This window comes from Pseudomonas sp. Os17 (assembly GCF_001547895.1).
GTDB lineage: Bacteria > Pseudomonadota > Gammaproteobacteria > Pseudomonadales > Pseudomonadaceae > Aquipseudomonas.
The window spans coordinates 3,422,679-3,436,904 of the sequence record NZ_AP014627.1 but is presented as its reverse complement, the minus strand read 5'-3'; the positions used below and the strand labels follow the sequence as shown (position 1 = coordinate 3,436,904).

Annotated in this window: 5 protein-coding genes; 1 reads left to right on the top strand and 4 read right to left on the bottom strand. The window is 67.4% G+C overall.

Annotation, left to right across the window (positions count from 1 at the left end; genetic code table 11):
• The first annotated feature begins 160 nt into the window (after positions 1-160).
• A complete protein-coding gene (locus POS17_RS14960; protein WP_060839288.1) occupies positions 161-985 on the top strand; it encodes an enoyl-CoA hydratase/isomerase family protein in 825 nt (274 codons plus the stop codon).
• Positions 986-1,005: 20 nt separating this feature from the next.
• On the opposite strand, the gene POS17_RS14955 is transcribed toward POS17_RS14960, so the two are convergent.
• The 4 genes from POS17_RS14955 to POS17_RS14940 form a co-directional block, all read right to left on the bottom strand.
• The gene (locus POS17_RS14955) at positions 1,006-2,235 is read right to left on the bottom strand and encodes a hypothetical protein (protein ID WP_060839287.1); all 1,230 of its coding nucleotides are present in this window, start codon (positions 2,233-2,235) and stop codon (positions 1,006-1,008) included.
• Positions 2,232-3,230: a DegT/DnrJ/EryC1/StrS family aminotransferase gene (locus tag POS17_RS14950; RefSeq protein ID WP_231979042.1), complete on the bottom strand. Its 999-nt coding sequence runs from the start codon at positions 3,228-3,230 to the stop codon at positions 2,232-2,234. The genes POS17_RS14955 and POS17_RS14950 overlap by 4 nt, the downstream gene beginning before the upstream one ends.
• The gene (locus tag POS17_RS14945) at positions 3,221-3,730 is read right to left on the bottom strand and encodes a hypothetical protein (RefSeq protein ID WP_060839285.1); all 510 of its coding nucleotides are present in this window, start codon (positions 3,728-3,730) and stop codon (positions 3,221-3,223) included. Before POS17_RS14945 ends, POS17_RS14950 begins: the two co-directional genes overlap by 10 nt.
• 67 nt (positions 3,731-3,797) lie before the next feature.
• Positions 3,798-14,222, bottom strand: coding sequence for a LysM peptidoglycan-binding domain-containing protein (locus POS17_RS14940; protein ID WP_060839284.1), 10,425 nt, complete (start codon positions 14,220-14,222; stop codon positions 3,798-3,800).
• Positions 14,223-14,226: the final 4 nt, after the last annotated feature.

Genomic DNA, 14,226 nt, shown 5'->3' with positions numbered 1-14,226 from the left:
CTAACAGGCCGGCCGGTGCGCCGGCCAGCGCCCCAGCCGCTGCTGGCTGTCCAGGCAGCGCCCAGGCATGTGCGCCACACCACACCGGCCCGGGGCCGTGGCTGCCTATACTGCTGTTCGGGTTCGCTCAAGCGGGCCACGACCTGCAACAGGAGTTGCCATGAACTTCAAGGAAATCGCCTACGAGCAACAGGGCCCCATCGTGGTCATCCGCTTCAACCGTCCCGAGCAGCGCAACTGCATCGGCCCCGTGACCCACCGCGAACTGATCGAAGCCTGGAGCCGCTTTCGCGACGATGAAAGCGCCCTGGTCGCGATCATCACCGGCACCGGCGACCGGGCCTTTTGTGCCGGCGGCGACCTCAAGGCCGCCGCACAACTGGTGCCGTCGGACCCCGAGGAAATGGCCGCCCATGAGCGTGGCGAGCGTCCCGGCATCATTGGCCCCAGCCGCTGGGTCGATGTCTACAAGCCGGTGATCGCCGCGGTCAATGGCGTGGCCTATGCCGGGGGCCTGGAGTGGGCCTGTTTTGCCGACATGCGCATCGCCGAGGAACACGCATCCTTTGGCGTCACCTGCCGCCGCTGGAACATCGGCCTGGCGGACGGCGGCACCCAGCGCCTGCCGCGGATCATCGGCATGGGCCGGGCCATGGAGCTGATCCTCACCGGCAAGGTGATCGACGCCCAGGAGGCCTATCGCATTGGCCTGGTCAACGAAATAGTGCCCAGCGGGCGCTCCCTCAAACGGGCCCTGGAGCTGGCCCGGATGCTCGCCGGGCTGCCGCAGCCGGCGATGCGCTCGGACAAGGAAGCCGCCATCCGCGGTTACGGACTGCCCCTGGCCGAAGGCCTGAAGATCGAGGCCCAGTGCTTCAACCGCTCGATCCACGCCCCGGAAACCCGGGAAAGACTGCGCCAGTTCATCGAGCGTGATCACCCCGATCGCCGGGTTCGCCCGGCGCCGGGCCTGCTCGGCGACTGAGCCCCGCCCGGACCCGGGCTTCAGGCCTGGCCGCGCAATGGCCGGCAGGCTTCTGCCAGGGTGGCGCGCAACGCCTGGCACAGGCGCTGGGGATCGCCGCCCTGGCGAAACCCCGCGACCTGGCGTTGCAGCTCGGCGAAACACCGGCCCTCGGCACTGCGGGCCAGGCTCAGGCGCGGATCGGGCTGCACGTAGCGCGGATCGTCCGGCGCCAGGTACAGGCCGTTGAGGTTCTGGTAGTCGGCGTCGATCCAGGCGTACAGGTGATGGTCGAAGCGCTCGGCAAACCGATAGCGGCCAAAGTCCATCACCTGCAGTTGCAATGGCGCCACGCCGGGCACCCCCGCCAGTTGCACGTTGACCCCGTCGATCAGCAAGGGCGCACCCCGGTTGGCGCTCAGCAGGCGTTGCAGCGTCCCGGCCACCAGAGCACTGACCGCCAGCCTTTGCTCATCGCGCGTGACTTGCAGTTCGCCGTTCTCCCGGCACAGGTGAAAGCGCACCGCGCCGCAGCTGCTGGCGGTCAAGCCATAACGCCGCAACAAGAGCTCGGCCTGCATCAGGGCCCCGGCCAGTTCGGGGCCCTGCCAGTAGCGCTGCCACTGGCAGCGCGGGCGGGTGCAGGCCCGACGCAACAGCAGCACCGCCGGTTCCGCCGCACGCCCGTCATGCCACAAGGCGTCGAAACCCAGGTCGATCAGGGCATAGGCCGGCAATGGCGTGATCGCGGCGCCGGCGTGGTTCATGGCGGCGAACACCAGGTGCTCCATCAGCACTTCGTGCACCGCCTCGGCCAGGGTCAGCAAACCGTTGGAATGGGGCAACTGCGGGGCTTCGTCCGGCGGCACGCCAATGCCCTTGATGTCGAACAGCACCTGCTCGCTGGCCGGCGCGCACAGCACCGCGGCGCGCCCATAACGTGGCGGACGCCAGGCCGTTACCCGCCGGTCGTCCAGGGTAATCGGGGTGTTGATGCCCTGGGCCGCTGCCTGGCTGGTGGATATAAAAGCCGCGTGGTCCAGCAGCCAGCGATCGATGGCCGCCTCCGTGGCTCCCTCCCAGGGCGCGTCGAAGTCGGCGCGCAGCGCCGGGTAGTTGGCGAACAGCACTCGCGCACCGGCCACCCCGAGCAGTTGTTCCGTGCTCAGTGTCTGGCCGCTCTCGGCGTAGTCGGCCAGTCGTTGCACCCGTGGGCCCGGGGCGAAAGGCAGGTTCAGATCGTGCTGGGGTTGCCAGGCGGGACTGTTCATCGAGTGTCTCCGGCCCAGGCATCCAGGCGCCCGGGGTGGTCGAGGGCGGCGATCGGGTCCAGCAGGACCCAGTTGCGGCGCAGTTCCAGGCTGGCTTGCGGCCCCTGGGCCACCTCGCCACGGCCGCGCAGCATGGGCAGCTCCCGCAGCGCGCCGGCCGCCGGGGCGCAGACCCCCAGGGCCTCGGCATGGGGGCTGTGGCGCAGGCGTTCGAACAACTGCGGTTCGCGGGTGCGGATCGCCAGGTATTGACCGCTGGGCGGCGCCGATCCGGCCGGTGCCCAGGGCTCAAGGCCGGCATCGCGCAAGCGCGCCAGCAGCCCGGGCATCTGCTGCCGCAGGCGCTGGCTACGGGCCTGGGCCCTGGCGACGGCAGGCATCAGCGCCGGCAGGGCATGAATCGACAGGGCCGGGCTCAAGGCCGGGCAGGCGCGGGAACGCTGGCCCGGCGACCAGACGTCGATGTCGCCATCCACCGGCAGATCGCCGAACAGCGCGCCACCGCCGCCGATGTCCAGGGCCTTGCCGTGGCCCAGGGAGGTGACCACCAGCGATGCGCCGGGACAGCACAGGTCCCAGGCACCGGCGCTGTCTTCGATGATCGGCAGGCGCGGGCCCAGCAACTGGCGCAAGGCCGGGATGTCACAGGGCAAGCCGTATTGATGGACCGCGATCACCGCGTCCAGGCCATGGATATGGGGCGCCAGCGCCTCGCTGCTGAGCAGCAGGTCGGCGGCGTTTTCGATAATCACCGGTATCGCGCCGGCATTGAGGACGGCGGCCACCACTTGATGGCAGGTGGCGGCGGGAACCGCGACCCGCCAGGTGCCAGTGGCCCCCAGTTGGCGCAGCGCCAGTTCCAGCGCCGCGGTGCCGGAACCGACCAGGACGCCGTGGCGCCGCTGATAAAACTGCGCAAGCCAGGACGAGCACGGCAGCCGATCGGCCTCCCGTGCCCGCCACTGGCCATCGGCAGGACCTGGAACTACTTGCACTTGTCCATGGCGCAAGCGGTGAGGGCTTCGACCTTGCACTTGTCCATGGCGCAGGCGGTCAGGGCTTCGACCTTGCACTTGTCCATGGCGCAGGCGGTGAGGGCTTCAACCTTGCACTTGTCCATGGCGCAGGCGGTCAAGGCCTCGACCTTACACTTGTCCATGGCGCAGGCAGTCAAGGCCTCGACCTTGCATTTATCCATGGCGCAAGCAGTCAGGGCCTCGGCCCGAGGGCCGCCGATGCGCCAACTGGTGAATTTGCTCTCCGGCAGCGCGCCGCGCTTGACCACATCCAGGTGCAGGGTGCGGGCTTCATGGTCGTTGCATTCGAGCAGGATCTCGTCCTCGGCGACCGCGAAGTGATCGTGCAGCAGGCAGAGTCCGAAGCGATCCAGGTTGCCGTGGCGCTCCAGTAGCTCATGCAGGTCATTGATGAATTGCGCATCAGACGCCCCCAGTGGCATGGCTTCGTCAAAGGAGGGATTGGTGTGTCCGTTCATGTGGTGTACTCCAATAGGTTTGATTTAAAGCGGTCATCTTCATCAACAGTGCGCGGCAGTGGCGGTCTCATGCACCTCCTTGTTCCGGTGGAACCTTGTTGGCGGATACCCATAGAGTCTCGATGCTCAGCAGCGGTGGCTGGTTGTCCGCGGCCACCGCGCCCCGCGCCAGTTGCGCCGGATCGTCGGCGCTGAAGGCCCGCAGGGTCAGGTCGACCCGGGCGTTGCCCTGCACCGTGACCTGTTCGGCCAGGCGCCAGCGATCGATGGCCTGGCTGAAGGCGCTGGTGAAGGCCGGCGGACTGTTCAGCGAAGTCGCCACCGGCAACAGCAGCGCCGCCGGCAGCACGGTGCGCGCGACCACCCCCGGCCCGGCGACCTCGTAGCTGTAGCGGCCCTCCATGCCGACCTGCACCGTGGTGCCGTTGCTGCCGGCGCCCAGGGCGGCGAAAAACACCTCCAGGTAGTCGTCCAGGCTGGCGTTCGGCACCTTCAGGTTGTCCAGAGAGAAGGCGCCTTGGCTGATGTGCGGGCTGATGCTTTCGACAAAGCGCACCACCGGGGTCGAGAAGCGGAACAGCGGGTTGGTCTGCAGGGTGCCGATGTCCGCCGCGGGGAACAGGATGCGGTTGCGCTCCACCGACAGCGAGGCCCAGGCGTTCTGATGGTCGAACAGGTTGAGGGCCGGCAGGCTGGTGCGGCGCTCGTCGATCAGCAGTGCATCCGCGTAGGCGAGCCACACGGCTGGCTGGCTGCCCTTGAGTCGGTAGCGGTAGGCGATCAGCCCCGGGTTGCTCGGATCGACCACGCTCACCGCCTCGTACTGTTGCGGGGCGATCTGCACCAGCGGCAAGGGCAGGCTGACCTTGCCGAGCTGGGGCAGGGTGGCGCTGATCTGCCCGCTGGCCGCATCGTAGCTGGCCGCCACCTGATTGATGCTGACATCCAGGAGTAGGGTTTCGGCCCGCTCCTGGCCATCCACCGTCACCGGTGCCAGTACCTGGCTGAAGCTGCAGGTCAGGGCCTGGGGCGCGACAAACGCCGCCGCGCTGCGCAGCAGCGGCCGGGCCCAGGCATCGTAGGCCTCGGTGACCTCCTGGACGATGTAGACGAAGGCCTCCACCGCCTGTTGCGCCGCGGCAATCTGCACCGCGGTGGGCTCGCCGAAGTTGATCGCGCTGAGGTTGTCCTGCATCGCCACTTCAATGCTCGGGTACACGCTGACGAATTGCGCCAGGGCGGTGACCAGGCTCTTGTTGGCACTGCGCAGCGCGCCATCGACGGTTGGCGTGTTGAGGGCGATGGCCACGTTCAGGCTGTCCTGGGCCGTGCCGCGCACCAGCGAGTCGAAAGCGTAGGTCCATTTGCTCAGGTCCGAAACCTGCTGCGGCACCGGGGCCCAGGCCGTCGCGGTCTGCCCCTGAATGGTCGGTGGCTCGGGCAGGGCCCGCAGCAGCACCGGCAGGTTCAGGGTCTGGCCGTCGGCCAGGGGCACCCGCAAGGGGCCGGAGATCAGCGAGATCCAGTTCGACTGGGTGTAGCCGCTGATGCCCGGCACGTTGCGCACGTCATGCTCCAGGTGGCTGATCTGCAGCTCCAGGTCCAGCGGCACGTAGCTTCTTGCCGCCTCGTTGCGCGAGTTGAAGACAAACGCCAGGGCGCTTTCCCCAGGGGCGTCGGGCAGGGCGATGCGCCCGCTGCCAAAGGCGTAGTTGTCGTTGCCGGCCACCGCTGGGTCGCTGGTGCGCGCCGCAGGTGCGGCGCTCGCCACCGTCGGCTGGCCGTACAGCGACAGGGGCTCGCCGGTGGCGCTGCCTTGCACCGAGAAACCGACGATGGCGGTGGTGCTGTAGGCCGAATACAACTGGTTGAGCAGGGTCTGGCGCAGCTTCTCGCCCGCGGCGGCCCGCGCCGGGCCATCCTGCGGGCCTGCCGAGAGCACCGGCTTGATGGTCGATGCAATGGCGTCGGCCAGGGTCTGCTTGGCACTGAGGATTTTCCCCAGGTTGCCGTCCTTGAGCGGGTCCTTGCTGCCCAGCAGGGTGTCGAGCAGAAACACCGAGGGCGCGTAGGTCGGCGCGAGGAAGCCGTCGATGGCCTTGAGGGCGGTTTCGAACCACAGGTTCTGATCGACCCCGGTGAGGGTCAGGGTCACGGGATCGCCGCTCGGGAATGGCTGGTCCGGCTGGTAGTTGGGGTAGATCTGCACGCTGTCGGAGGTCAGGCTGCGGGCGATCGGCTGGGCGGCGAAGTAGCCCGGGGCCGGATCGATGCGGTAACGGATGCCGTCGTTGCCGTCGCTCAGGGCAAAACGCGCGGCCCACAGGGTCTGGCTGCGGCCGTCCGGAGTGCTGCCCGGGTCCGCGGTGCCGCTGCCGACCCGGGTCATCCAGGCCCCGGCCCGCTGGAACAGCGCCTCGAAGGCCCGGGCGAACTGGCTGTAGCCGCTGGTGCTGGCGCTCAGCGCATCGGGGACCGGCAGCAGGGTGCTGGTCACCGCCACACCACCTTCCAGGCCGGCGACATCCGGCTCCACCAGCGCCGCGACCCGGCGCAGGCTGAGGGTCAGGCTCAGGGGCAGGATCGAGCCCGGGGCCAGGGCGTCGATGTCCACCGCCAGCTTCAGTTGCACCGTGGCCGGCGCGGCGGGGCGGGTGCCCTGGACCACTTGGGCGAGGTACAGGATCACCCCGTTGACATAGTCCAGCAGTGGCTGCGCCTGGTTGTCATCAAGTCGGCTCAGGGGCTGGGCGAACAGGCTGTTGACCAGCTCCACGCTGACTGCGCGGCCCTGGCACCAGGGCAACTGCAGATCCTTATAGGACTGGTTCAACTGGTAGTAGACCAGTTTGAACATCGCCAGGTCCTTCTTGGCCTGCTCCTTGACCTTGTCCCCGCCGGCCGGGTCATAGCTGGAAGTGTCGAGGCTCAGGCTGATCACCAGTTGCGCGCCGCCGGCAACGGCTTCGTAGGTATAGAAACTGCGGGTGTTGGGCCAGGCCGACAGGGCGATCAGCCGGTCGCAGTAACGCAGCGGCAGCGGCGGGTGATTGAGGCTGCCGGGATACCCGGGCGCGGGGGCCTGGAAGGGGGTGACGGTGATGTTGCCGAAGATGTCCAGCCAGGTCAGGTTGACCTGGGCGAAGCTGCCCACGCCACGGTAGGGGTTGTCCTCCGCGCTCGGCAGCCCGGGCCGGGCCGGCGTCGGTGCGGCATTGCTGGTGGCGCGCCGGGCCAGGCCAAGGGTCTGCTGGTAGCTGTACTGGCTGTCCTCGGCCAGGTCGTTGAGGGCCCGGGCGCGGCTTTGCGGATCGCGCATGGCCCGCCGGCGGGCCTGGGCCTCGGGCGAGTCGACGCCACTGTCCGGCCGCTGCGGGCCGAAGGGCAGGGCCAGCTCGCTGGCGCTGAACCAGGGCGAACCGTCGAGCCCGGCGGACAGCACCGAGTACAGGTTGTACAGGTAGGCGCTGGCGTAGCCGTCCGGGTCCTGGCTTGGCGAATCCACCGGCGGTGGGTTGTTGCGCAGCACACTGAAAGCTGCGTTGCCCTGTTTGAACACCGCCTGCAGATCGAAGGTCTGGGTGTCGATGCTCAGGCTGCTGCCGACACTGAACAGCCCGGTGACCTGCGCGGCGCCCACCGCCAGGGCATCCAGGTCAAGGCCGTAGTAGGTAGCCAGAGACTGCAGGCTGTTGCCCGGCGCCAGGCTGGCGTCGACGACATAGGTCAGGGCCGGGATGAACAGGGCCACGCCGCTGGCGGCGCTGACCCCGGGGTTGAGGTTGGCGATCTGCGTGGCGCTGATCGGTTGCAGCGCGCCCACCGAGTAGTAGCGCGCCAGGTTGTCGAGAATGCTCGCGCTCTGGCCGTTGCCGGCGCTGGCCTCGGCCGGGGTCACCAGGTGGATGATGCCGTCCACCGGCACCTGCACTGCCTTGCTCAGCGTGACGGCGGCATTGAGCTCGGCGATGCGTCCAGTGCCGATGCCGTAGAAGGCCGCGAGGCTGTCCAGGCTGTCGCCGGCACCGGTGGGTTGGCTGTGGTCGGCGGTGGCGGCCGAGCGCAGGGTCATGTGGCTGCCTTGCTGGATCACCGTGTCGGTGCTGACGAAGGCGTTGACGAAGTTGCCCAGGCGGCCGTCGAGGGCGTCGCGGGGGTAGGTCACCACCAGGGTCAGGGTGGCGGTGCCGCTGTCATCGAAGATGCTGTCGGGCAGGCCGGCGGTGGCGATCGCATCGTAGTAGCTCAGGTAGTAGCCGCCGGAGCGCACGGTGGAGAGTTCCCAGAGCAGCTTGACCACTTCCTCGGGCGGATTGAGGATGCCCCGCGGTCCGGCTTCTTCGGCCAGGCGCGCGGCCATCAGGGCCGGCGGCGGGTTGGTTTCGGTGGACAGGTTGGTCTGGGTCAGGAAGGCCAGGAAGTCGCTGGCGGCCTGGCTCAGCAGGTTGCTGGCCTTGGCATTGCCCTGGGGCATCAGCAGGAACTGGCCGCTGATGATCGCGCTGCCCAGCTCGCTGACCGCGATCAGCAGGCGTTCCAGCAACTGCGCGTCGGTGGCCGAAGGGCCGAGCAGTTCATAGGTGTAGGACAGGTTGCTGCCGCTGCCGGCGATGGCCCCGGGTTCGGCCTGGGGCAGGCGCTTGATGGTGAAATCGACCCGGGTCGCGTAGCTGTAGGCCGGGATCTCGCGGCTGGTGGTTTCCAGGGTCGCCGGGTCGGTGGACACCTCGCACGGGGTGAACGCCGGCAGGTAGGGTATTTGCTGCGCCAGCTGCGGCAACTGCCGGGCGAGGTTGCCAACCCGCTGGTTGATCAGCTGGATCAGGCCGTCGGGCAGGGACCAGAGCATGGGCTGCACACTGGCGCCGCCCTCGCTGCTGGCCCGCAACCCCGGCTGGCAGAGGTTGCGCAATTGCTGCAGGTCGGCGGTCGACCACAGGGACACGCTTTTCACCGCGCAGTCTTTCGGGCTGCGGGCCACGGTGGGCAGCAGGTCGATGCGCGGCGCCGGCTGGAACTTGCCTTGCCGGGCGTAGGCCAGCACCCCGCAGAGGTTGCTGTAGGCCTGGTTCAGGTTCATCGAGCCGCTGCTGGCCCCGGCGATCTGCACGAACGACAGGTCGACCCCGTGGCTGGTGGCGGCCCGGCTCAGGCTGATGGGCAAGTCGCTGCCGGGCAATTGGCCGGCCGGGGTCGGGAACTGCTGTCCGGTCAGCTGGTACAGGCCATAGGCGTTCTGCTGGGCGGGGTAGAGAAACGCCGGACTCAGGCTCAGGCCGCCCATGCCCGCCGGGTTCGCCGGCAGGCGCAGGCCGTAGGCCAGAAAGCGCGAGAGCATGCCCGCCAGTTGCGACAGCTGGTCGGTGGCCACCAGCAGATTCCACAGATCCTCGGTGTACAGGCTGTTGAGCGAGGTGAGGGTGATCTGCGGCGTGGCGAACAGGGGCGCCACCCCGAAGTTGGCCGATGCCGGGTTGCTGAACAGGGTCATGGCACTGACGCCGAAGCGCGCGCCGGCGCTGTTGAGGCTGTCGCCGGCGGTGCGGTACGCCAGGTTCGGCAGCAGCAGCGGCTGGCCGGCAAGCAACAGCCCGGGCATGGCGTACAGCGCACTGTCCTGGGCCAGTTGCGCCAGCGTCACGCCCAGGGCCCGGGCCAGGCTGTTGAAGGTTTCCCCGGGGCCGGTGGTGTACTGATGGATGTCGTTGCCCACCGGCAGGCTGATCACCTGATTGGCGGCGATCACCAACGAATTGCCGTTGGCCAGGATCAGCCCCGAGGCGCTGGTGCTCCAGCGCGCCGGTACGCTGCTGTCGGACCAGGCCGCGGCGACCTTGGCCAGGGTGTCGCTGCTCTGCAGGGTGTAGGCCGGCAGCGGGATCTCCAGGGTCAGGCCGTCGCTCAGGGCGACTTCGGCGTTGGGCCGGACGATATCGTCCAGGGTCAGGTTGTTGCCGCGCTGGTCGTTGGTCCAGCTCAGGATGGTGCTGATGGAGTTGCCGTTGGCCGTGGCATAGGCGTAGTCGTCAAAGGCATTCAGCGCGACCTGCAACAGTTGCCGGCCGATGACCATGAAGGCGTCGGTGAAGATCACCGCGGCCATGGATTCGCTGTCGTCCGTCGCGGCCCGCAGTGTCGGCGTCGGCGTTTCCTCGTCGGTCACCAGCGCGGCCAGCTCCTTGAACATCTGCGCGACATTGCTGCGGTAGGTGCTGTTGGTGCCCACGTAGCGGGCGAAATCTACGGTCGCGCTGCCGGCATTGGCCAGGGGCACGCTCAGCGACAGACCGTCGAATACCGGGAACAGCACCGAACCGGCTTGCAGCACCTGCTGGATCTGCGCCTGGTTGGTGGCGTCGGGCAGGGTGATGCTGACCTCGAAGGACGACAGGAAGGTCAGCAGCTCGCTGATGCCGAACGGCGGGTTGGCCAGGTCGGCCAGGCGTCTGATGTCCTCCACAAGCATGGCCTTGTCCACCAGGGTGCCGAGGATGTCGGCCAGGGTGTCCTGGTCGCTGCTGGCCGAGCCCAGGCTGCCCACCAGCCAAGGCAGATAGTCGGCGCACAGGCGTTCGAAGCTGCTGTTACCGGCGCTGTCGGCCGAGGCCCGGGTCGGCGAGGGCGCGTCCATGGTCAGCAGGAACACGAAGGCTCCTTGCTGGTCGGCGTAGTCGCTGGCGCCCTCGTTGCACAGCACGGTGAATTGCGGCGTGGCGTAGAGGTTGAGCAGCGGTTTGCCGGCGGCGCGCAGCAGCGTCATCGGTTGCGGCGTGGTGGCCCGCCTCGCATTGGCCAGCTGGACATGGCGGGCCTGGCGCGCCAGCAGCAGGCCGGGTTCGGCCCAGGGTGCCGGGCCGCTCTCGATGGCGTTGATCTCGAAGCGCGCCGAGACGTCGGCATGGAAGGAAAAACTGATGCTGAAGCTGAACAGGCCGAGGTCGATCTTGACCTTGACGCTGACCTCCACCGTGGCCCGGGCGGCAATCGGAATCGGCTTGTAGCTCTCGTAGGTCAGGGACAGCGACAGGGTGATGCGCACGTTGACCGCGGCCGAGATGATGGCGAAGTCGATGCTGCCGTAGAGCAGGCCGATGACCCCGACCGTGCCCTGGATCTTGAAGTAGTAGTCGTCCTGCACGCTCTTGCCGGCCGGCACCAGGGCGGTGGACGGACGATAGGCGTGGAAGGCGGCGATGGTGCCTTCCAGGATGCCGAACACGGTCAGGGCGAAACCGGCCTTGAGCGGCCCCTTGACGAAGTTGTAGCCCAGGCCCAACTGCAGGCCCAAGCCGAAGACGATCACCGGGTCGAAGGTGCCCTGGGTGGTCTTCGGCACCTGGGTGGCGGTCACCGACGACAGCTTGCCCAGGTAGAAACCGCCGGCGCCGAGCACCGGCACGCCGTAGACGATCGCGGAAATCGAGAATGAGCGGGTGAAGTCCAGGTTGTAGGGAAAACCGATGTCGATGAGAAAGTCGCCGTTGGTGTAGATCTTCACCCCGATCTCCGGCAGCACCACGGACACCGCGCCGAAGTTGAGGTTGCGGATGCTGTCGGGGAAGGTCCATTCGATCTGGTACACGCCGACGTCGTCGGTAATCTTTTTGTACAGGATGTCCAGCACCAGGTTGCCCAGGGCCTTGGCCTTCTCCCCGGCCAGGGCCAGGCGCAGGCCATAGAGGTTGGGGTCGTTGAACACCAGCATCAGGTCGACGGTCCAGTCCTTGCCGGTCTTGAGCAGCAACAGTTGCCCGGCGATCAGCCAGTCGCTGTTGCGGTTGTAGTAGGGCACGCCCTTGCTGCCGCTGTCGCTGGGGTTCAGGGTGTTGCTGGAACCGGTGGTCGACGGCACGCCCTTCAGGGCGTCGATCACCGCCTTGGTGTTGGCGAAGCTGTCGTAGCCGCTGATGGCCACCCGCTGGCCGAGCACCAGCAGCGGCAGGCTGAAGTAGTCCGTGCCCTGGCCCGGCACCGTAGGCAGCTTGTCCACTGGCTGGCCTTTGCTCGGGTCCAGCAGGTTGCTCCAGTCCTGCTGCTCCTGGGGGTTGTTGCCCTTGAACACCGAAGAGCCGTCGATGCCCAGGGTGATCTTGTCCACGCCATTGACCTTTTTACGCTCGAACACCAGGCCGTCGATGCTCATGAAGCCCAGGTCGATCTTGCTCGCCAGGGTGTACTTGGCGCTGATGCTCGGCACGCTACTGCCGCTGCTGTTTTCCAGGTTGATGATCAGCGACAGGCCGTCGAGGGAAATCTGGTTGAGCACGTCCCAGGGCGAGCTCAGGGTGAAGTACGGGTCGTTCAGTGATTGCATGAGTTTCTGGATCAGCCGGCCCAGGCTCCAGTTCTTCAGGGTGAAAGTCAGGGTCTTCTTGTCGACCTGATAGATCGCCGTCAGGCCTTCCCAGGACAGGGTCAGCTGGGCGTTGCTGCCCTGATTGTCGGGGGCGAAGCTGTAGCCCAGCAGCACGCTGTCGTTGAGAAAACTGAAATCCCACAGGGTGGTGGCGCTGCCGCTGTATTGCTGGTTCGCCGGCTTGCTGGCGTCGTAGCTCAGGCTCAGGGTGGCCAGGGTGTCGACGCTGAAGGCCTGGCCCAGGTTGAAGGTCCAGCGCAGGCTGCCGGCCACCGTGTAGCTGTCGAGCGGGGTGTTGCCGGTGCTCAGGCTGGCGTCCACCTCCAGGGTGTTGACCAGCAATTGGCCGGGCAGGAAATCCGGAAAGGCAAAGGCCCCACCGAAGCTGAGGAACTGGCTGACCAGCTGTTGCACGTCCACCGGCTGCGCCAGTTGCGCGGCGACTTGCCAGGTGGCCGGGGTCTTGCTGCCGTCGTAGTCGAGGCTGGCATTGGCGAAATACGGACCGATGCCCACCAGCCCACCAATCCCCGCCTGGTAGGTGGTTACCGCCGGGGCGTTGGTGCCGCTGGCGGCGGTGGGGGTGGTGGCCTTGATGTACAGCTGGCCGTCGGTGACCGAGAGAATCGGCTTGCCGGCCAAGGTGAACAGGTTCAGGTCGAGCTCGAAACCGGCGTTGAAGGCGTAGCTCTTGGCGCTGACGTCCAGGCTCAGGCCGACGTCGGACAGCGAGGCATCGACGAAACTCTTGGGGATGCGGATCAACTGAGCGGTCAGTGTGGCGATCAGGTCGTTGAGGTTGGCGGTGCCGTCGAAGCGTGCCAGCAGTTGCAGGTCGGAATTGAACTGGACGAAGAACAGGCCGTTTTCGCCCGCGGTCTTGCCCTTGAACACCTCGGGCAACAGCAGGAAGTGGGTCTGGAACAGAAAGCTCTGGGCGTTGCCCTCGGGCAGGAAGTTGATCCCCCACACCAGTTCGAAATCGGTGACGCCGAACACCAGCTGGTTGGTCGGGTCCTGCAGGGGCACCCAGGGATGCTCGACATTGATCACCGTGGGGTCGGCGCCCAGGGTCACGCTGGCGGTGCTCAGGGCCAGTTTCGGGCGGGTGACGCCACTCAGGGCGAGGCTGCGCAGGCCGATTCCGGAGAGGAACTGTTGCAGCACCGGCGGCGTGCCGCTGAAGAAGCTGCCGTTGTTGTCCAGCAGGCCGATGATGGTCGCCGGGGTCAGCAGGGCGCTGCCGTCATCGCTGTGGCCGAGGTAGAAATTGAAGGCGCTGCCGTTGTTGATCTGGGCCAGGGCGCGCATCTGGTAGTCGACGGACTGGCCGTTCTGGTCGGTGAGGCTCAGGTTGAGGCCGAAATACAGGCTGACCTGCTGGTCGTAGAAGGCTTCGGCCGGGTCTTCGCCGTCCTGCAGTTCCGGCGGGCCGATGATCAGGCCGAACACCGGGGTGTCGACATTCAGGTACAGCAGCTTCAGGCCGCCGCTGACGTTGAGGAACGGCGCCTGCAAGGTGGTGGTGGGCATGAACACCTCGACCCCGTCGACCTTGGCGAAGTCCATGCTGCCGGTGAAGGGCAGGGCCAGGGTCGGGAACCCCAGGTTCTGCACCACCGCGACCGCGGTGCTGAGCTGGGCCGGCGGCGTCAGCTGGGCGGCAAAGCCCTGGCGCGGGCCCTGGCTGGCCTTGAAGGTGAAGACCGCGTTGCTGATTGCGGTCCACTTGAAGGGAATGCCGGTGGCGAAGCTCGACAGGTCGGCCCAGGTCCAGCTGGCCGGGGTAGTGACGATTTCCAGGGTCAGGCTCTGGGCCCCGGCAGCGCCCGTGAGGCCGAAGGTCAGGACCAGCCCCTGCTGGATGTCCTGTTGCAGGAAGCGCGCGCTGACCCCGGTGACCTTGAAGCTCTGGGTGGCGGGGTTCAGCGGCTGCACGCTCTGCGCGGTGAGGTTGATCGTGAGCCCGGCGACGGGGGACTGGAAGGCCGCCTTGAGGTCGTTGTCCAGGGTGGCAGACACGCTGACCGTGGCGTCCGCCAGGCCGGCGATCAGGTAGTCGCGGGTGAGGACGATCGGCGCGCCGGCATCGCCGGTCAGGGCCGCGGCGAGGTTGCTCAGGGGACTGTTGGCCATCTGT